Source organism: Sphingobacterium bambusae, assembly GCF_033955345.1.
Lineage (GTDB): Bacteria > Bacteroidota > Bacteroidia > Sphingobacteriales > Sphingobacteriaceae > Sphingobacterium > Sphingobacterium bambusae.
This window is the reverse complement of the sequence record NZ_CP138332.1, coordinates 4164928-4186947: the sequence shown is the minus strand read 5'-3', so window position 1 is coordinate 4186947 and position 22020 is coordinate 4164928. Positions and strand designations below refer to the sequence as shown.

The window sequence follows — 22020 nt, the reverse complement described above, 5'->3', positions numbered from 1 at the left end:
TTACACTTATTCATGAATAAAAATCCGTCGTTCTTGTCATCCTAGCAACATTTTATTATGCGTAAATTTTCCTTTAAATCTTTGTAATTGCCTATTTTTGCGTTTTGATTTCCAACATAAAGATGAGCATAGCAAAAACATACAATCCAAAAGAAGCAGAAGAGAAATGGTACGCTTACTGGATGGAAAATGGCTTTTTCCGGTCCACACCCGATGAACGCGAGCCGTATACAATCGTCATGCCTCCGCCAAACGTCACCGGCGTGCTACACATGGGCCACATGTTAAACAATACGATTCAAGACGTATTGATTCGCCGTGCACGTATGCAGGGCAAAAATGCGTGCTGGGTACCCGGCACGGATCATGCATCCATTGCTACGGAAGCCAAAGTGGTCGCTATGCTCAAAGAGCAAGGCATAGACAAAAAATCGCTTACCCGTGAAGACTTCTTGAGCCATGCTTGGGAATGGAAGGAGAAGTATGGAGGAATTATCCTAAAGCAATTGGAGAAGCTAGGCGCGTCTTGCGATTGGGAACGCACAAAATTCACGATGGATCCAGATCTCTCCGAATCCGTACTGGATACCTTTATAAAATTCTATAACGAAGGCTACATATATCGTGGTGTTCGTATGGTAAACTGGGATCCGCAAGGAAAGACGGCGCTTTCCGATGAAGAAGTAATCCGTAAAGAAGTAAACCAAAAGCTATACTACATACGCTACAAGATTAAGGACAGCGATGCACACATCGTGATTGCGACCACGCGTCCGGAAACAATCATGGCCGATAGCGCTATATGTATCAACCCGAACGACGAGCGATACCGTCAACTAAAAGGTAAAACCGTATTGGTTCCGTTAATCAACCGCGAAATTCCTATTATCGAAGATGAATATGTCGAAATGGAATTCGGGACAGGATGCCTAAAGGTAACGCCGGCACACGATCTAAATGATTACGAACTAGGACAGAAACATAACCTAGAAGTGATCGACATTCTAAACGATGATGGCACCCTGAACGAAAAGGCAATAATCTTGGTTGGCGAAGACCGTTTCATCGCGCGCAAGAAAATCGCCAAAATGTTGGAGGAAGTGGAGCAGATCGAAAAAATTGAAGATTACAAATCACAGGTGGGCTTTTCGGAGCGTACCGACGCCGCTATCGAGCCTAAACTATCCATGCAATGGTTCTGCAAAATGGATAAGTTGGCAAAGCCCGCACTGCAATACGTGGAAGATGGAACCATAAAGCTTATCCCTGAAAAATTCTTCGCTTCTTACAAACACTGGATGGAGAATGTAAAGGATTGGTGTATCTCTAGACAATTGTGGTGGGGACAGCGTATCCCAGCTTGGTACAATGAGCGTAATGAATGGGTGGTTGCTAAAACCGAACAAGAAGCTATCGTCTTATTTGAAGGCCAGGGAAAAACAAGCGCAGGAATCCGTCAGGAAGACGATGTGTTGGACACTTGGTTTTCATCGGGCCTATGGCCTATGTCCGTATTTGACGGCGTGCGCCATCCTGAAAATCCAGAGTTTCAATATTACTATCCTACCAACGATTTGGTTACCGCACCAGAGATCCTGTTCTTTTGGGTGGCTCGTATGATCATTATGGGACACGACTACACACAAAAGCCCCCATTCCGCAACGTATACCTTACGGGTATTGTTCGCGATAAATTGGGAAGGAAGATGTCGAAGAGCTTAGGCAACTCGCCAGACCCGATCGAGTTGATGGAGCAGTACGGTACAGACGGTGTACGCGTGGGCATGCTGTTATCATCCCCCGCGGGCAACGATTTGATGTTTGACGTGTCATACTGCGAACAAGGGCGTAATTTCGCCAATAAGATATGGAATGCTTTCCGTTTAGTAAAAGGATGGGAAACCATCGATGCGCCAGCAAGCGACGCGCAGAAAACAGCTGCAAAATGGTTTGATAGCCGTTTTAATCAAGCGCTGGTCGAAATCGAAGCGCATTTCTCCGACTACCGCCTTTCGGATGCTTTGATGTCCACCTATAAGTTAATCTGGGACGACTTCTGTGCTTGGTATTTGGAATTGGTTAAGCCGGCCTATCAAGCTCCAATTGAAAAAGAGACATTAGCGACGGTAATCGGATTTTTTGAGAAAGTACTTGCGTTAGCACATCCATTTATGCCGTTCCTAACAGAGGAACTTTGGCATGATGAGATTTTTGGGCCACGCGAAGCGAACGACTGTGTTATTGTAGCTGCTTACCCAACGGTTGAGGTCTTCGATGAAAGCCTTATCAAAGAATTTGACATCGTGCAACAGGTCATTTCCGAAGTACGTAGCATCCGTAACTCGAAAGGTATTTCACCCAAAGTAGCTTTACCTTTGGCTATAAACGCCACAGTTATTGACTTTAGCAAGTATCAGGACAGCATCATAAAATTGGCCAATATTGCGGAATTCAGCTTTGTGAAAGAAAAAGTTCAGGGTGCTGTAAGTTTCTTGGCGGGCAAAGACGAATGCTATGTCGCACTCGAAAACAATATCGATGTTGACGCCGAGAAGGAACGCATTACCAAAGAGATCGCGTACCTAGAAGGATTTTTGGTATCTGTAGATAAAAAGCTTTCGAATGAACGTTTTGTACAAAATGCAAAACCAGAGATTATCCAAAATGAACGCAATAAGAAGGCTGATGCTGTGGCGAAGATCAGCATCTTGCAGGAAAGCCTAGCAAGCTTAGGTTAGTAAACTCGCAACAAACGTATATACATGGCGCTCGAACTAGAGCGCCATTTTTATTCAAGGTCTGAAGACGGTCACCTTCATACAACGCCTGCTACATTTTTATAATGCTATACCACAAGAAATATGTATATTAACTCCATGATAAAACATATGAAATACACAGCTGCCTATCTCTTGGGATTAAGTCTTTTGACGCTGCAAGCAAGTTGCCAACAGGCTCCATCCAGTACAGCACAATCCGTGACCGACCAAGTACCTATTGACACGGCGATTAATGTAGGTGGGAAAGATATCTTGAAGCTCGATCTAAAAGGCGTAAAGCTTAAAGGCGTAGAACCAGCCCCCGTGACTGAAGAATGGCAAGCACTAGGTTTCACACAAATGCCTGTTTACGTCACTGATCCGGAGAAAGCATCGGCTATGGCCGTTTCAGACTGCATAGCCTACTATCGTTACGATTTTCATGTGCCTAATGACGATATCCAAGGTGCGGGTGTATTCATCTATCAGTTTCCAGATAAGCAAAGACTAGACAATTTCTTGGACGGTGCGCAGAACAATCACTTGAGAAGACACCTACACGTCGGCGAATTCTATATTCAAATATGGAGCTTTTATGACGATGCCGATATTGCGCAGGAGCATTTGGACCAGATGCAGCGCTATTATGAACAGTTGGGTGCAAAGCTTTACGCCGAGCAATAAGAGGTTCAACTAGCATCCGCTATCCCTTATTATTTACGATATCCATCGGTCACTATGAGCAACAGCCACATCCTACCTCTGCAAAAAATAGGAGAACTTCACTGGGTAGATAATCTCAAGAAGTTTCTATTGAAATATGATATCCCCAGTGAAGGCATTTCGCTACGCGAAGAGACATCGCTAATCCCCTTTGGCTTTGGCGATGAAATCCGCCTGTACTACAAATATTTCGGAGCCACAGACAGCGCCGAATTTATGTACTACCTCTGCAAGGTCAAAGAAATCAACTGGCTTCACGCAAGCAAACATGCGCAGCATTTAGCTCATCATTTCACAGAGAATGAGCTATCTGGCTACGTGTTGATTGCAGAGTCTAGAAATGCAGATCCAATCTGTCTCCATATCGATACCCAGGCGATCTATACCTTTTCCAAAAAAACGGCAGAAAAACACTTATTGTTCCACACTTTTACAGATTTCCTCCTTATTGAGCTCATCCAATTCAAGAAACAGGTATGTGAATTTGATTTCGATAGTATCGAAGAGGAGCATCGCTATACCGACAGTATTGTGAACAATGCAGGAATCAGTAAAGAGCTTCGGCACGATAGACTGTATAAGATGTAACGAAAAGCGCTTCTTTTGAAAGCGCTTTTTTTATTTCACAAAAACCGTTTTAACGATGGATTGTCTCCGCATGCTGTTTTACGAGAATACATCTCAACCTTATAGAGGTTTCACCGAAAAACAGTCGGCATTTACCGATAAGTCTATCAAGTTCGCCTAGTTACCATCGCTATGTCTGTACATTCGTCCTACCTTTGAAGTATACAAAAAGAGATAAACAAATTAAAAACATAAAACAACAAGATCATGAAAACGAAAACAACCTTCAACTTGAACAGCGAAAACATTAGCAATGCCTTTCAGAAAGCATTTGATTCCATTCAAGAAACAAAACTTAGCATCCGTGCGAAGAACGGAAAAGAATACATGAACCTACCGCTCTTGATTGCTATCGTTGTCGCCATTGTCGTTCCATTTGCCGCCATTGTAGCCGTTATATTGGGACTAGCTTTCGGTATCAGCTTTTCTTTTCAACGCGATATCAAAGAAACGCCAAGTAGCGCTCCCGGTGACATTATTCAGGTTAAGTAACAGCATCAATCAACCGACTAAACAGAACAAACATGACCCTTATCGCCGTTTTATTCCCTTGGCTTTCCTTCTTCCTTCGCGGGAAGATCCTTGTCGGATTTCTCTGCCTGATTTTACAAATCACCCTTATTGGCTGGCTTCCAGCGGCCATTTGGGCGGTAGCCGACCGCGTTGATGGTAAAAACAAAGCACGCATCCGACGACTGGAACGCAGCATGTACCGCTAGCAAAAAAGGAAGCTAAAACACAATCTATCAAGAAAAATTTTCAAAAATATTTGCAAGCTATCGAAAGCTTCCTTACTTTTGACTCGATAATAATGGTTTAACCCTCTAAAAAACGAAGAAGATGTTTGTACTAACACTAGTCCGCTTTAAGTCAACAGCAAATAAATTTGCTGCGGCTCCTCTTCGTGCTTTATCCCTTAACTAAAAAAGTTTCTTACTCGAAATATAATAAAGCCCGAAGATCATTCGGGCTTTTATTTTTTTGGGTAAAACCACCAAAGCGAAAAAGACAGCCAGCACCCTAAGTATGCTGTCAACCAACACTCCGCTTCTCCGGTAGCATAAATCCAACAAAATACTTCCCGAATTTCATAAAAGAATGTAGATCTGCACGTGTGCAGATAAATTGAAATGAACAAGAATAATAATGGGAAATAAATTATCCGGAAAGGACCTTATCAAAATGGGCTTTCCACAAAATAATACGGTGAACATCGCCCTAGGGCAGATTCATCGCTATCGCAAACGCGAGAAAAAAGAACGCATATTACAGGAGGCGAAGGAAGTACTGCGCTCACCGAAAGACTTTATGGGCGATGCCATATGGGGCAAGGTAGCCGAAGGACTTATCCAACCGGTAGAGATTCGCTTACGGCAGCTCAACAGTAACCGAGCTCCTTTCTGCATATTCGGTGAAAACGAGATCGATGAGCTGGCGAAAAGACAATTGTACGATGCTTTAAAACTTCCGGTATCGATCAAGGGTGCGTTGATGCCCGATGCACATTCGGGATATGGCTTGCCTATAGGCGGAGTTTTAGCTACGGACAACGCGGTGATACCCTACGGTGTAGGTGTCGATATCGGCTGCAGGATGAGTTTATCCATTTTTGATATCCCTGGCTCCTATCTTAAGGGGCGGACCTATCAATTGAGAAATCTGCTGTCGGAGCATAGCAAATTTGGGATGAATGAAACGCACAAAGTAAAAAGCGACCACGAAATCTTTGAGCGAGCGGCTTTCAAGGATATTCCTTTGTTGAAATCGTTGCGTGATAAGGCATATCGCCAACTGGGCACCTCTGGTGGCGGCAATCATTTCGTGGAGTTCGGCATAGTGCAGTTACAGGAGTCTCGCGCCGACTGGAAGTTGCCAAAAGGCGAATATCTTGCCTTGTTATCGCACAGCGGATCGCGGGGGTTGGGTGCAAACATTGCAAAGCACTATACCTACTTGGCGACAAAGCAATGTCCGCTTCCTCGACAGGTACAACACCTAGCGTGGTTAGACCTAAATACGCACGACGGACAGGAATATTGGCTTGCCATGAACCTCGCCGGCGACTATGCGAAGGCCTGCCATGATGATATACATCGTCGAATGGCCAAGGCAATTGGAAGTAGACCTGCGGTGATTATCGAAAACCATCACAATTTTGCATGGGAAGAGGTAGTGGATGGCAAGCGATGCATCGTGCACCGTAAGGGTGCGACACCCGCAGGAAAAGGTGTATTGGGCATCATACCAGGATCCATGACCGCGCCGGGCTTCATTGTCGAGGGAAAAGGCAATCCTTTAAGTCTAGCATCCGCTTCACACGGCGCCGGACGCGTTCTATCTCGCGGAGCATGCAAGAGTACTATAAAAAAGAGCGACATGCTCAAAACATTAGAAAACCAAGGGGTGGAACTTATTGGAGGAGCGGTAGACGAAGCACCAATGGCCTACAAAAATATACACACGGTCATGGCCTTACAAGACGAGCTCGTTCAAGTATTGGGCACCTTCACCCCCAAAATTGTCCGCATGGACAAATAACATGTATTAATAATGGAAAAACGAATTCAAGTCACCGCAGGAAATGGTCCTAAAGAATGTGACTATTTGGTACACCATCTACAGGATATAATTTTAAAAGAAGCAAGCTTAGCGGGACTATCCACGGAAATACTGGAACAGTCATTCAAGGACGAACTGCGTAGCTGCTTTACCTTGAAGCTAAAGGGTGATCAGGCCGAGGCCTTTATTGCTCGATGGCTGGGTAGCATCTGTTGGATCAACCGAAGCCCTTTCCGACCAAAGCACAAGCGTAAAAACTGGTTTGTAGGTATTTATGAACTGGCGGAAGAACACAACATTTCGTTGTGTGAGCGTGATATCCTTTACCAGACTATGCGAAGCAGCGGTCCTGGCGGACAACATGTTAACAAGGTTAACAGTGCTGTGCGGGCATTGCACATCCCAACGGGGATTATCGTGCAGGTTATGGACACCCGCTCGCAGCTGCAAAACAGAAAGCTGGCCTATCAACGGCTGTTGGAAAAAATACAGCAATTGCAGCAGCTGGAATGGGGCAAAAGTCAACAGCAAGCATGGGAAAACCAGTCTGCCGTGATCAGAGGAAATGCTAAGCGTATCTTTAGAGGAGACAAATTCAAAGAACTGTGGGGTTAAGTCCCTACAGTTTTCCATTTCCTAAAGCAATTGCATATCACGGACAGCGACTTTCGTCCAGTACTTGCTGTATTTACCTGCTGCTGCGAGGTGATCGGGGTGTTTCTCGTAAGTATTAATATCGTCAAGGCTTTTGAAGGTAACGATTAGACTGTAGTGAAACGAATTATCTACCACCTCGCGAGCTGTCGTAGCAGCCGGTTTTCCTACATGGAAGCTATGGATTCCAGGCACTTTTTTCAATGCCTCAAAGAAGTTCAGAAAATCCTTTTCGTCCTCTTCCGTAATTCCTTCCTTTAGCCAAAAATATACCGAATGCACAATGCGTCCCGGCTCTAGCTCTTGCTGTACAGCATCACCTGAAGCAGCACCGCAGGCAGTGAGTATCGTTGCAGAGGTACCTGCAACAGCCACAGATTTTAAAAAATTTCGTCGTTCCATGTTTGTGATTGATTTGCTTAAATATAAGGATAAATGCACACACCACAAAAGAGCCATATCGAATAGCCCTCAAGTAAAAGCATAATCCGTAAAGATGAAATAATTCTCGATCAAAACAAAAATAGCCAGAGAAATCACTATCTTTAACCACAAAAAACAAACCAATTGTTATGAAATATATTGTGTTGATCTACTTCGCGATGTTGTCGTTGTACAGTAAAGCGCAACTACATTACGCGGTCGAATCTATACCAAAAGAATTAAAAGCACGCGCGGCAGCTACAGTGCGCGACGAATCTGTTTATGTGGAGATGCGTGCAGAAAATGATGTGCTGTTACGCGTCAAGAAAGCAATTACCGTGCACAATAAAAGTGGCGACTACTATGCCGCTGTGCCTCTTTACTACAACAAAAGTGCGGTAATAAAATCGATTAAGGGTACCATCTACAATGAATTCGGCATGCCGATTCATAAAATTACAGCAAAGAATTTTGTTGATATCAGTGCTGCTGATGGTTTCTCGATGTTTTCCGATAGCAGGTTGAAACTCTACCAGTACAATGCCATACAATATCCTTACACCATCGAAATTTCCTACGAAGTTCAACACAAGCAGAACTTAGCCATTCCGAGTTGGACGCCCAATTACAGCCCACAACTTGCTGTAGAACACAGTGAATATGTCTTTGCTGCAGCGCCTGCCGTAGAAATTCGCGCGCATACCCAACATATCAGCAACGATGCCAAGGTTGAAAAAACCGAAAAACTAACTTCGTATAAATGGGAAGTGAGCAGTCTACCCGCTGTCAAAGAAGAAAACTATACTCGTAGCTTTCGTGAACAGGCGGTACAGGTCAATATCGTTCCAAAGAAGATATCTTATTACGGCAGAAGCGGTTCGTTTGATAACTGGGAGGAATTTGGCAAATGGAAGTATGACAACCTATTGGCTGGCAAACAAAATTTGGATGAAAAGGCAAAAAGCAAAGTGCTCGACTTGATCAAAGATTGCAAAACGGACAAGGAAAAAGCGAAACGACTGTATAAGTATCTGCAAGAGAAGACTCGTTATGTGAGTATTCAGATTGGCATAGGAGGACTAGAACCTTTTCCGGCCAGCGATGTGGAGAAGTATGGATATGGAGATTGTAAGGCATTGGTTAACTACATGCAAAATCTACTTACGTTTGCCGACATTCCCTCCTATTATTGTGTTGTAGAGGCCGGAAATAAAAAAGAGAGTCTAAAGTTTGATTTCGCTAATGTGCAGGATGGAAACCACATTATTCTATGTATCCCTTTTGAAAACGACACCACCTGGTTGGAATGTACCAGCCAAGAGATGCCTTTTGGATTCTTGGGCGACTTCACCGACGACCGCCTCGTATTGGCCTGTACACCTAACGGAGGCAAAGTACTACGCACGCCAACGTATAGTGAAAAAGACAACAGACAATTGCGGACGGCAAAACTGAAATTATTGGACTTAACCAACTTACAAGGAACTATAGAAACGCAGTTCTTTGGCACGCAGTATGACAACCATATGGATGTCTTCCGTGCGAATAATACCGAAAAGCCCAAGCTTTTAGCACGTCACTATGACATCAACAACATCAGTTTTAATAACATCGATTATGCGAAGATCGATCAAGAATATGCACCAGGTATACAAGAGAACATTGCGATTTCAATAGGCAACATCGCCTCTAAGACGAGTAATAGGCTACAAATACCGTCTTCTCTTTTCAATAGTTACGGCAATATACAGCGCAATGAGAATAGACAGCAGCAAATCTATATCAACAGAGGTTTTACAGATGAAGATAATGTGGAAATAGATCTACCGGAAAACGTCAGCAAATTGATGCTTCCGATGAAAAAGGAGTTTAGCTGCGAGATGGGCAATTATTCGTTCACGGCTCGTATCGAAGACAACAAGCTGATCACCAACCGAATTTTGACCATTAAACAAGGGACATACGAGCCTCAACTCTATGGTGATTTTCAAGAATTTCTAAAATCGGTAAGTCAAACCGACAAAGGTAGATTTACACTTGAAATCCTGCAGTAATGCGGGATTTCAAGTGTAAAACACTTTCCTAAACTATCCTTTCTGTTTTAACACGCAGCTATTTTTTTGCCCTTGTATAATCCGACTGAAGAATTCTTTAAGATCAAAGTATTCCTCGGGCAGGAATAGAGGTTTATTAATCTGCGTGAGCAACTGTACCGTTAAGATATTACCTTCCTGCGCGAGCGAATACACAAAGCGGGCATCCCGATTAGGGAGTGCCATATTCATTTTTGCAGCAAGCGATTCCTCTGTAATGGTAAATCCTTCGGGCACTTCAATGATAAAGGTCATATTCTCCTGCGTCTTGGCGCCAATATCTACCGGATAGGATCTTGTCGCCAAATTAAAAGGGTTTTTCTCCGTTTTTCCGTACACAATGGGGTTAAAATGTAGTTCTTTGTTATCTACCGTCGCGAAGTTCGTGATTTCCACATCCATGGATTCTTTCAGTAACATCTCACAGTTTTCCCTGTTTTCTACTTCCGCTTCCGTGATGTTCATATGGGTAAGCTTCTCCTGATAATCCTCAAAATATTCTTCAATGGAAGTAACCGCATCCATCGCCGAGCGCTTCGATGTTGCTGTGTACCCTCCTCTATTCAGCGTGAGCTTTCCTTTCAAGGTACCTTCTGCATCTAATTTCCCATCGAAATAGACCGTTAAGCTGGAAACCAAATTAGCTTGCAACGGTACCCAATCAGACTGTCCATCCAACGGAATGTTGCGCCCCTGATAATTGATGCATTGAAAAGGTAGATTTCCAAAGGGTTCGTAACGAGAGCTGGCATCCAAATAGAAAGACTGCCCATCGATATTGGTACGTGCAATCACATGATTAAATTCAGACATGCCCGCGCTGTACATGCCCGGATAGCCATTATCACGTGTCGACAAAATAATAGGTTCTGCTGGAATGCCAGCGTAATTCAGTGCACTTACCAAAGCCAAATTTATATCCGCACTATTCCCAGTTCTGGTTTCCAACGCTTTTTTGATCCCAACGGACGCGAAGAGCCCGTGACGCTCGTTCCATTTAACCTGCTTGCGAATATAATCATAGATGAGCTTTGCTTTGTCGAAATCATTGGCGTTGTTGACAAGAAGTGGGTCAATGAACTCCTTCAGCGCTCCCTTTCGCTTCAACTGTCCACCGAAATTCTCATCTTCAACCAAAGAACGATGCACATCGTTCCAAGTCAGAGAGAAGGTTTCATTAGGCCCAAAAGGAATAGCATAGCGTGCCAGTTCAAAAGTCAATATCGATCGAAAATTCTTCGAAGCGGTCATATAATCTTCCGCAACAAAAGCAGGAATATCGGTCATCAGATACGATATTTTCTCGCCCATCACTTCACCTACGCTGGTAGAAAGTTGTGTATTGTAGTTCTCCGCTTTCCTGTTGCTCAAGGGCATTCCACCTTTTAGGTTGATACGATAGGTACATATCTCTGGAATACGTGTCACAAATTCACTACGTAGCTTTGGAATGGTCGTTTGAAAGGTCCAGGCATTCAAACTAAATAGAAAAGGAGATTTTGTTTTATAGCGCAGCTCCACGATAGAACCCTCTTTGACCTGCGGAAAAGCAATCTTAACCAAATGCTGTGTTTTAGTCGTTTTCTCCGTCAGCACGTTTTCCTTTCCCAATTCCACTTTCTGCACCTTTCCAGCTTCCATATTATAGGTAAATCCCTTGGCCTCTACCAAGGTCTCTTTATTCGAATTATTGACATATAACGGAACTGTAAAATTCGCTTCGTCATAGCCCTCTTTATTCAAAATCTTAATCAAGACGTGATAATAGTATTCAATCTCGAACCCCTTATCCCCAATCGGGCTCAGTTCGATATTGGCGTAACCGTACTCGTTGAGTACGATGCCATTTGCACTGCTATCCAACAACGCGCTTTGAACATGGAAATCGGATTCCTTGACCTTGCCGAATGAGAAATCCTGTGCACGTAATCCGCATGCACCTAAGAGGAAAAGGCTAATAATGATATATTTCATATATATAATAATAACTGGTATCCAAATATACCAAATATCTCTACATAAAGAAATACAAATTTACTACAGAAGAAGTCTTTTATCGAAAGCTAAAATCGCTCCCAAGAATTCGTTGACCGAAATGGGTAAATCGAAGAAACAGAGACAATAAGACAAGTTGTAGCTCACTATTTATCCGTATACCTGACCTTAGGCGTGCTTGACAATAAATATATGCTGTCCAGCAGAATAGACATATTCCAACTGAATATTCGGAGAGGAATCTATGATAGACTTCACAATAGCGAGTCCTAAACCATTGGATTGTCCTTCCTGTGCACCTTTATAAAATCGAAGGAACAGACGCTCGGCATCCAACGCTTCTTTCGGACCAGTATTGGCGATAACAAGTTGTTGAGGCTGAAAGGATACCGATATCTTACCCGTTATGTTATTATGGCGAACCGCATTTCTTAAAAGATTGGACACGAGAATATGCGCCAGATCAGGATTCATTTCTGCGACAAAAACGCCCTGTTCTAGACGCTCTAGCTCGATCTCCTTGAAAGCGAACAAATCTGTAAGGTCTTCGATCAGTTGATTAGTTAGCAGATTAAAATTCACAGGTTCCACGTGGGCATACTGCTTGTTCTCAATGCGCGACATCATCAGGAGGGCCTTATTCAGATTGACCATTCGACGTAATGAAGATTTAGACTCCTCGATTTGTGTCAACTGTGCTTCCGAAAGTGTCTCATCCTCCATCAACAATTCCAACTTGTTGATCGTAATGGCCAAGGGTGTCTGCAGTTCATGTGCTGCATTTTCGATAAAACGTTTCTGTTCTTCAAAGACCTCTTCATTTCTATTCCACATACGTCGAATTTCCTCATCCAGCTTGTTGAATTCCACGACATTGGTACGGATAGACTTTAAACTTGCTTTCTGACCAAAGCGATAATGATTCAGATTGGCAAGAATGGTGGTAAAAGGCTTCCATGCTTTACGCAATACCACCTCATTGATCAAATACATCCCAAGCACCAAAACGATGTAGAGCACAATTAAAGCCGTCGTTAAGTCGTAAATCAGATCGTCTTCTTCAACGGTCGAGGTTCGAATCTCCAAGTGATATGGCTTTTTATTTGCCGCATAAAAACCTGTGCTCAACACCCTGTAAGGCTCTTGTTCATCGTCGTAGGGCATGTAGAAAAAAACGCTGGACAACTTATTCTCCTCCGAAAAATCGTCCATATCCTTCACTGGTAGGATCCGAAACTGGCTAATTCCAAATTCCGAAGTTTCGAGTAGTTCAGGAAACTTGTACAGCTCCCTTAAGATCTCTATTTTTTGGTTTTTCAATCCATCATCCACATTATCGTATACCTCATCTAAGATGTAAGCATAAAATAAGGCAGCCCACACCGATATAATCAGAAAAAAAGCTAGACTGAGATAACGAAGTGTGTAATTTTTTAAAGAAATCTGCATCCTTACACCAGTTTATAACCGACGCCATACACGGCTTGAAAATCGATTTCCGCATGGCTATCTTTTAATTTTTTTCGCAGATTTTTAATCTGTGAGTAGATGAAATCGAGGCTATCAGCCTGATCGGCATCATCTCCCCAAACGGCTTCGGCCAAAGCAGTTTTAGGCACCAACTTCCCAGGTCGGATCATAAAATAATAGAACAGGTCGTATTCCTTTCGATTTAGCAGCACTTCCCGTTCGCTAATAAGCAACTTACGATCTTCAGGAAACAGTTTTACATTCTTGAATTGCAAGGCCTGCTCCCGATGGTGGTTATTTCGCCGAATCACCGTTTTTATTCGCGCTAATAATTCCGACAGATGGAAAGGTTTTGCCAAATAGTCATCGGCACCGAGTTCCAATCCCTGAACTTTATCCTCTACAGCATCTTTAGCCGACACGACAATTACCGCATCGAGTTTTCCCAAATTGCGCAGCTCCCGCAACAGGGAAATACCACTACCACCGGGCAGCATCACATCTAGCAATATGCAATCGTAGCTATAATTCGCTATCTTCGATAGCCCCGATGCATAATCCGCGGCCGTCTCTACAACATAGTGCTCCCCCGCTAGAAAAGCAGACATGACCTTCCGTAGTTCCGGTTCATCTTCAACTATCAGTATCTTCATGATGTATCTAAACTACAATATTAAAACTGGATTTGGGAAGGATTCTGGAAAATGACAGTTTTGATAAATACATAACCGGAATTTGCGGCACGAATCCTGCTGTTACCGAACAAACTTTATCTTTGTCGATCACGTGATAAGCTAAATAATTCACGGCAAAGTAAACATTTACGCATATATTGCGTTTTTAAGTAGTATTTAGTAATCGCATAACATCATTTTTTAAATAAATTGCTTTGAATCGATTCGGACGAATAGCCCTAAAAACCATACTGTGGATCATCGGCAGTGTCATCGCTCTCATTTTACTGATCATTTTTCTTATTCGGATACCGGCCGTTCAAAACTATGTCGTTGGTAAAGTAACCAATTATTTGGAGACCAAAATAGGAACACCCGTAAGTATCGGTTACGTGAATATTACATTCCCAAAAAAATTGGTTCTGGAGAACGTGTATTTCGAAGATCAATCGAAAGACACCTTGATTGCCGGAGAGAAGCTTCTTGTGGATATCAATATGTTTAAGCTTCTCAAGAATACGGTGGAAATTGAAGAGTTCGAACTTGAAGGTATCACAGCCAAAATCAGCCGTACGCTGCCCGATAGTAGCTTCAACTTCGACTACATCATGCAAGCCTTTACCTCCGAAAAAGAAAGCACACCTACCTCCGACAGCTCTTCTGCCTTAGTTTTCAACATTGAGGATGTCCTTTTTAAAAGAATTCATTTTGTTTACAACGATGAAGTAATAGGTACCAGCGCCGATATTCGGCTCAACCATTTTGACACCCGTGTCAAGAAGTTTGAACTGACGAACAATATGGCATTTTCCATGCCCGATATAAAGATAGACGGACTAACAGCTGTCGTCAAACAGTGGCAGCCTGTATCGGATACCGAAGCACCAAGTGCGGCCGACCTCGGTATTACCGACAGCTCGGCACAAAGCAGTTCGCTTTTGCCGGATCTAGAAATTAAAAACATCGATCTTTCCAATATCTTCGTGAGCTATGCCGATGCAGCGAGCAAAATGGATACCAAATTCGACATCAAACGACTGCAAGCAGGCATTAAAGAGCTTGATCTTAATAAAGAAATCGTCCGCTTGGAAGAAGTGGCACTTGATGAATCCGATTCGCAGATCCTTTTTGGCAAGACAAGTCCTGCGGCTACCAAAACGACTGCTACAGATACGGAGCAAACAGCAAGCAGCATGAATTGGGTCGTATCTGCCGATAGGCTCGTGATCAACAAAACCAATGTATGGTTTAAAGATGATAATCAAGCCCGAATGAAAGGCTTCGACTATGGAAACATCAAGATCACTAATTTCTTGGGTGAACTTGAAGACCTTTATTATTCCACAGATTCCATTTCCGGTTCGTTGCAGAACCTGAGCATGAAAGACCACTCTGGATTTACGGTAAAAAAGCTACAAGCAGACTTTGTCTACGGCAGCAAAGGGGCGGAAATAAAGAATCTACTGGCACAGACACCTTATACAACGATCCGTGACTACGTCAAGATCACCTATCCTTCGCTAGATGCGATATCCACCAATCCAAATTTGGTCAATGTAGACGCCAAAATACGAAAGACGACGATCGACATGCGCGATATCCGGTATTTCGTTCCCGATCTAGATACAATGCAGGTGATGAAGCCTTTGCTTGCTCGTTCCTTTTATATAGACGGAACGGTACGCGGGAAGATGGACAACTTGACCATTCCGAATATCGAATTTAAAACACTTGACCGTACGCAACTCGTTGCCAGCGCCATCATCAAGGGACTTCCCGATATGGAAAAACTGAATGTGGATCTGAAATTGAAAAAATTCACGACTGGCAGAGGGGATATTGAGCGCCTTGTTGATAAATCGATGCTCCCAGACAGCATACAGCTTCCAAATGCCATCAGTTTATCAGGAACATTTAAAGGCGGAATGAAGGGCTTCGACACGAATCTAAGCCTGGTAACGGAAAAGGGAAATGCAACGGTAAACGGGAAGATGTCCATGGGGCGTGATACGACATATAACGCATACGTTTCCGTCGACAATTTTAATTTAGGTAATATCTTAAATCAAGATTCCGTATTGGGCATTATCTCCGTAGAGGCTAAAGTTGAAGGTACAGGTCTGAATCCCAAAAACATGAATGCCACAGTGGAGGGCAACCTTAACCAACTGGATGCAATGGGTTACACCTATCGTAATATCAAGCTGGACGCACAAGCCAGTGGTGGCGATATTGCAGGTTCGTTGGTTAGTCCCGATCCAAATATACAGCTGAACATGGACTTCGCCGCCGATATGCGCGGCACTTATCCAAAAGTGCAGGCCACCCTGATGATTGATAGTATCAATCTACAGAACCTAAAGTTGATGGATCAAAATTTCAGATACCACGGAAAGATTGTGGCCGATCTCGAAACTGCTGACCCAGATTTTCTCAACGGCTCGGTCATCGTGTCTAACTCATCCATTGCGTACGAAAACGACCGATACACCCTCGACACCATTGCACTTCGCGCTTCTGCCGACAGCAACAGAAATACCCTGGTACTAAATTCAGAATTTTTAAGGGCACACTTAGTAGGTAAATATAAGCTAACACAACTCGGAAATTCTATACAAGATATCGTCCAGATGTATTACAATCCGAAAGGTGAGCCAGCAACAACATTGGCTTACGACCCACAAAATTTCGAGTTCAGTGCTACGTTAAACAACTCCCGATTTATCCGCGATTTTCTTCCCGATTTAGAGGAGATGCGCGACGTAACGCTCGATGGAACCTTTGATAGCGAGTCGAAAAGTATTATGGCTAAGCTTATCGCACCTAAGATTTTGTATGGCGGTACACTCATTGAAAACGTGGGCGTCGACCTGACGACCGCAGACAGCACACTTTACTATTCGGCACTGATCAATAGAATTAAGGTGAACACGATCGAACTCACAAACACCGTCTTCAGTGGCAGTGTCGTGGAGAACAACTTGGATTTTGGCCTTTGGATAAAGGATAAGGCAGGGAAAGAGCAATATCACTTGGGCGCAGGTATGCAAGTTGCCGACAATAATTATGCATTACGTCTGAAGGAAGACGGCTTAGTGCTACACTATGAGAAATGGTCTATCGACACTGCTAACCAGATTAGCTTCGGCAGCCAAGGACTAAGGGCCGATAGCTTCCGACTGACCAATAAAGGACAGGAATTCTTGATTCAATCCAAAGACTCCAGTAGCAATGCGCCGATAGACCTTACATTCAACAACTTTAGGATAGAAACACTTACACAAATCGTGGAGTCGGAAGCGTTGAATCTCGGAGGAGGGATAAATGGTACAGCGACGATCTCACGTTTAGAAAGCAGTCCAGTGTTTGTATCCGACCTAAATATCGAGAAATTTTACTTTGGAAAGGATACGGTTGGTAATGTAGCTATACAAGTAAACAACATCCAAGAGAACACTTTTGCGGCCGATATCAAAATCAGTGAAAATGGAAACGATGTTCAGCTTATCGGTAATTTTATCAGCCCGCCGAATGCACCGTCGTCGATTGATGCCACGCTTTCGCTTAAACCGATGAAGATGACAACGATTCAAGCCTTTAGCTTGGGTTACATTGAAGATGCTGCCGGTGATTTGGTGGGCGACATCAAAATAACGGGAACGGTAGACCAGCCTCGCATCGACGGCGCACTGACCTTCCAGCAGGCCAAGATGAATATTGGTATGCTCAACGCCGACCTTTTGATGGACAATCAAGCCATACGTTTTAACAACCAAGGCATACAGTTCCGCCAGTTTACCATCAAAGATTCTAGGGGCAATGCCACTCGTTTAAACGGGTCTATCCGCACAACAACATACACGGATTTCGACTTCAATCTAAACATCTCCATGGATGACTTTGCTGCCGTAAACTCGACACGAGAAGACAACGATCTATTTTTCGGAAAGCTATACCTGACATCCAACCTGCGTATTACCGGTAACTTGGATAATCCGCGCGTGGACGGTGATATTCGTGTAAACGATAAAACAGATTTTAATTTTATTGTTCCTAATGACGACCCTGGACTTGCCCAGCGTGACGGTGTAGTGAAATTTGTGAATCGTAGCGATACGGCGCGCGCGAATGTATTCGCACAATTGGATTCACTAACAACTGCTACCAAGCTCTCTGGCTATGATATCGCACTGAACCTATCCACTGATAGAGATGCCAAGTTTAAGGTTATTCTCGATGAGGGTACGAAAGATGCGCTAAATATACAAGGTATCGCCGAAATCAATACGACTATCGATGCTAGCGATAAGATTACCATGTCTGGTACGTATACGGTTGAAAAAGGAGATTATACATTCTCCCTTGGCCCTATTTCACGACCATTTACCTTTCAAAAAGGAAGTACGATCACGTGGAACGGTGACCCATTGGACGCACGATTGGATATTACGGCTGTTTATCGAAACCGCTTCTCTACCTTAGAGTTGGTGCAATCGCAAGTTGGCTCTGAAAGTCAAAATCTTTACAAGCAACGTATTCCGTTTGATGTAAAGCTTATTTTGACGGGAGAATTGTTTAAACCGCAAATCAATTTTGATATTGATTTGGATGAAAACAATGCCATTGCTTCTCAAGATGTGGTCAGCAAAGTGAACATAGCGCTTTCCAATATACGATCCGATCCGGCAGAACTGAATAAGCAAGTGTTTTCTTTGATTGCACTCGGCCGATTTATGTCTTCAAACCCCTTCGAGAGTCTCTCTGGTGGTGGCGGCGCCGAAGGTCTAGCGCGCAGCACGGTAAGTTCGTTCCTGACGGGACAGCTCAACAATCTTGCATCCGATTTGGTTAAAGGAGTAGAATTGGACTTCAACCTCCAATCGGAAGAAGACTATTTGACTGGAAACGCACAGACACGAACAGATCTTAATGTGGGCGTATCCAAAATGCTGTTCGACGATCGCCTCAAAATCACAATAGGTTCGAATTTCGAGGTTGAGGGCAACTCCCGACCTGGAGAAAAAGCTTCCAACATAGCTGGCGACGTTTCCTTGGACTACCAACTATCAAAAGATGGACGCTATTTTGCTCGCGTGTACCGTAAAAATCAATATCAAGCCACGCTGCAGGGACAATTTGTTGAAACAGGCCTTGGCTTTATCATTACCATGAGCTATGATCGTTTCAAGGAACTCTTTATGAACTCGAAAGCGCTGCAACAATATTATGATACCGACAGTAAAGGTTTCCGTCGTCGTTTCGACGTCGAACGAATGGATTCCGACTCCGTGTATCGAGATAGTGTGCGTCTTGTTATTCGCGACAGCCTGATGCAGCATAGCCCAGAATTCCGGAAGCGGATGCAAGAAAGACAAAAACAGCAAAACGAAAACAAAAAAGATAGCACCAAGAGCGATGCTATCGACACAACAGCACGCGTGATCCGAAAGGAAGATATCGATAGTCTAGCGACAAAAGAAGATACGAAAAATGCAAGAAAAGACAGTACGAAAACAACGATAGATGCCCCAAAGAATGCCATACGAAACGAAGATGAAGAAAGGAATGCGAATGAAGACTAGTCAATATCCCGTTCTGTTAGGGCTGGTTGCCTTGGTGCTGGCAGGCGCATGTAATTCGACCAAGTACCTCGCTGAGGACGAAAAACTGTACGACAAGGGTAATGTAATCATTCATAAGGACAGCATTCCTGCGGAGCGAAAACAAGCCTTCGAAGAGCAGCTTCAGGGATTGCTTACACCAAAACCCAACAAAAAACTGTTGGGTGTACGCTTTAAGCTAGGCTTTTGGAACATGGGTGGTGGACCTGATACCACCACCGGATTCGTGAAACGCTGGCTAAAGAAGCAAGGCGAAGAACCGGTACTCTTGAGCGATGTTAACCGAGAATATAATGAAAACCTCCTGCGAAACAGGTTAGAAAATCTCGGCTTCTTCAATGCCTATGTAACCTCTGACACCAGCATCCATGGTAAACTGGCAGAAGTAAACTACAACGCTTTTCCGGGAAACATCTACCGTATTGCCAAGGTGGATTTTGAGGTCGATCCCAATAAACAACTCGGTAGGGATATCTTGAGCACCAAAGACAGCTCGTTATTAAAACTGGGCAGCAACTACAACTTGGATGTCATACTGAACGAACGCGACCGCATCGATAACGACCTTAAGAATAAAGGTTATTATTATTTTTCACCGGATAATATTTTGGTGGAGGTAGATAGTACCAAAGGTGGCGACAAGGTAGACATGTATGTAACGATAAAACCGGAGACTGCAGAAAAGGCAAAATCGCCACAAAAAATTGGTAATATCTTTATTTACCCTAATTACGAACAAACGTCCGAAGGATTTCGCACGGCACGTCCACGCAGCTCGCAGCTGTTTCGAGATAACTACTACATCATCGATCCGGAGAACACATACCGTAAACCCGTATTGGCCAAACACATCTTCTTTCATAAAGGAGACACCTACAACAGGCACGATCACAACATGACAATCAGCCATTTGGTGAACCTCAACGCCTTCAAATTTGTCAAGAACAATTTTGTGGATAGCCCCGATTCGACCAACACTATGGATGTATACTACTACCTCACTCCCATGCAGCGAAAATCGATCCGCTTTGAGGTGCTCGCAAAAACTGCCGCTGTTTACAACGGTACAGAGGCAAATGTAAACTGGACCTTGCGTAACGCCTTTAAAGGTTTTGAGACATTAACGTTAAGCGTGTTTGGCGGTTATGAAACACAAACGGGCGGCAATGTTAATTTAAATTCCAGTTACCTTCGTTATGGCGCTGAGGTAGGTGTTGTTTGGCCTAGGCTGTTATCGCCCTACAAATGGGCACCTTCGCGTCGTTTTATCCCGAAAACCTATTCCAAGATAGGATACGAATTTTTGAACCGTAGAAACGCATACACCTTAAATTCGTTGACCTTGAACTACGGCTACAACTGGAAAGAATCGGAACAGAAGCAGCATGATCTTGCGGCACTCGAGATTATCTATGTGCAGCCGCGGAACATCACGGACGCTTACCGTGCGCAGATGGATACCGTCCCTACCCTACGTCACATCGTTGATCCACAGTTTTCATTCGGTCCCAACTATAACTTTACGTTCACCAACTCTATGGAAGCCCACCGTACTAATACCTATTACGTAAAAGCGGGCATGAATACCTCAGGAAATGTCTTAGGGTTGATACAAGGAGCAAATGCCAGCGACGGCAATTTCAAACAACTATTCGGTACAACCTACGCGCAATTTATCAAAGCGGAGGTCGATTTTCGGCATTATCTAAAACTGTCTGCTAATTCGCAGTTGGCATCGCGCATCATGGTAGGAACCAGTTACTCTTACGGAAATTCCCTGTCGCTGCCTTACTTGAAACAGTATTTCTCAGGTGGTCCAAACGGTTTGCGCGCCTATCGAGCGAGGGCTGTAGGTCCTGGTACGGCCGTGCCAGAGAACGTTGGGCAGGACAACTTCTTTGCCGACCAAACGGGGGATTATAAGTTGGAACTCAATACCGAATATCGCTCGCAGATATCCGGGATATTCCATTGGGCAGCCTTTGTGGATGCCGGAAACATCTGGCTGCAGCGTGCCGATGAAAGTAAACCGGGAGGTACCTTGACAAAAGATTTCTATAAAGAACTGGCCGTTGGGGGTGGTTTAGGTTTACGTGTTGATTTGGACTTTTTGATCATCCGGACCGATCTTGCAATACCATTCCGCGTACCCTACCGCGAGACAGGTGATCGCTGGGTATTTAAATACATTGATATTCGCGATCGAGACTGGAGACGCAACAACCTCGTATTCAATCTTGCCATCGGCTATCCTTTCTAAGAAAGCATTCAACGAACAAACACCTTCCTCAGCAAACCGAGGAAGGTGTTTTTTATGCCCATATTTGGAGATATCTTTCGGGAAGACCAGCGAGCAGCTTCTGGTAAAAATGACAAACATCTTCCTATAGTATCGAAGATTACAGCAACTTTTTAGTATATT

Annotated in this window: 14 protein-coding genes; 10 read left to right on the top strand and 4 right to left on the bottom strand. The window is 43.7% G+C overall.

Annotation, left to right across the window (positions count from 1 at the left end):
* The first annotated feature begins 122 nt into the window (after positions 1-122).
* The 7 genes from SCB77_RS17395 to prfH all read left to right on the top strand — a co-directional run bounded on the left by SCB77_RS17395 (position 123) and on the right by prfH (position 7283).
* On the top strand, positions 123-2738 hold the full coding sequence (locus SCB77_RS17395) for a valine--tRNA ligase (protein ID WP_320183264.1): 2616 nt from the start codon (positions 123-125) through the stop codon (positions 2736-2738).
* Positions 2739-2888: 150 nt separating this feature from the next.
* Positions 2889-3443 (top strand): hypothetical protein, encoded by a 555-nt coding sequence (locus SCB77_RS17390; protein ID WP_320183263.1) that lies wholly within the window; start codon positions 2889-2891, stop codon positions 3441-3443.
* 54 nt (positions 3444-3497) lie between these two features.
* On the top strand, positions 3498-4070 hold the full coding sequence (locus SCB77_RS17385; protein ID WP_320183262.1) for a hypothetical protein: 573 nt from the start codon (positions 3498-3500) through the stop codon (positions 4068-4070).
* Positions 4071-4316: 246 nt separating this feature from the next.
* Positions 4317-4601 (top strand): DUF4342 domain-containing protein, encoded by a 285-nt coding sequence (locus SCB77_RS17380; RefSeq protein ID WP_320183261.1) that lies wholly within the window; start codon positions 4317-4319, stop codon positions 4599-4601.
* 32 nt (positions 4602-4633) lie between these two features.
* Positions 4634-4828, top strand: coding sequence for a YqaE/Pmp3 family membrane protein (locus SCB77_RS17375; protein WP_320183260.1), 195 nt, complete (start codon positions 4634-4636; stop codon positions 4826-4828).
* Between the two features lie 427 nt (positions 4829-5255).
* The gene (locus SCB77_RS17370) at positions 5256-6647 is read left to right on the top strand and encodes an RtcB family protein (protein WP_320183259.1); all 1392 of its coding nucleotides are present in this window, start codon (positions 5256-5258) and stop codon (positions 6645-6647) included.
* Positions 6648-6659: 12 nt separating this feature from the next.
* Positions 6660-7283 (top strand): peptide chain release factor H, encoded by a 624-nt coding sequence (gene prfH, locus SCB77_RS17365; RefSeq protein WP_320183258.1) that lies wholly within the window; start codon positions 6660-6662, stop codon positions 7281-7283.
* A 21-nt stretch (positions 7284-7304) separates the two neighbouring features.
* Here the strand turns inward: prfH and SCB77_RS17360 are convergent, their stop codons facing one another.
* Entirely contained in the window at positions 7305-7724 is a 420-nt protein-coding gene (locus SCB77_RS17360; RefSeq protein WP_320183257.1) for a Dabb family protein, read from the bottom strand.
* A 170-nt stretch (positions 7725-7894) separates the two neighbouring features.
* Here SCB77_RS17360 and SCB77_RS17355 point away from each other — a divergent pair, with 170 nt between their 5' ends.
* Entirely contained in the window at positions 7895-9799 is a 1905-nt protein-coding gene (locus tag SCB77_RS17355) for a DUF3857 domain-containing protein (RefSeq protein WP_320183256.1), read from the top strand.
* A 33-nt stretch (positions 9800-9832) separates the two neighbouring features.
* On the opposite strand, the gene SCB77_RS17350 is transcribed toward SCB77_RS17355, so the two are convergent.
* The 3 genes from SCB77_RS17350 to SCB77_RS17340 form a co-directional block, all read right to left on the bottom strand.
* Complete coding sequence (locus SCB77_RS17350) at positions 9833-11812, bottom strand: transglutaminase domain-containing protein (RefSeq protein ID WP_320183255.1); 1980 nt, start codon at positions 11810-11812, stop codon at positions 9833-9835.
* Between the two features lie 189 nt (positions 11813-12001).
* A complete protein-coding gene (locus tag SCB77_RS17345) occupies positions 12002-13282 on the bottom strand; it encodes a sensor histidine kinase (RefSeq protein WP_320183254.1) in 1281 nt (426 codons plus the stop codon).
* Positions 13283-13284: 2 nt separating this feature from the next.
* Positions 13285-13956, bottom strand: a complete 672-nt coding sequence (locus tag SCB77_RS17340) for a response regulator transcription factor (RefSeq protein ID WP_320183253.1) — start codon at positions 13954-13956, stop codon at positions 13285-13287.
* 236 nt (positions 13957-14192) lie between these two features.
* Between SCB77_RS17340 and SCB77_RS17335 the strand changes: the two genes are divergently transcribed.
* Positions 14193-19559, top strand: a complete 5367-nt coding sequence (locus SCB77_RS17335; RefSeq protein WP_320183252.1) for a translocation/assembly module TamB domain-containing protein — start codon at positions 14193-14195, stop codon at positions 19557-19559.
* Positions 19549-21858, top strand: a complete 2310-nt coding sequence (gene tamL, locus SCB77_RS17330; RefSeq protein WP_320183251.1) for a translocation and assembly module lipoprotein TamL — start codon at positions 19549-19551, stop codon at positions 21856-21858. The genes SCB77_RS17335 and tamL overlap by 11 nt, the downstream gene beginning before the upstream one ends.
* The last annotated feature ends 162 nt before the right edge of the window (positions 21859-22020 follow it).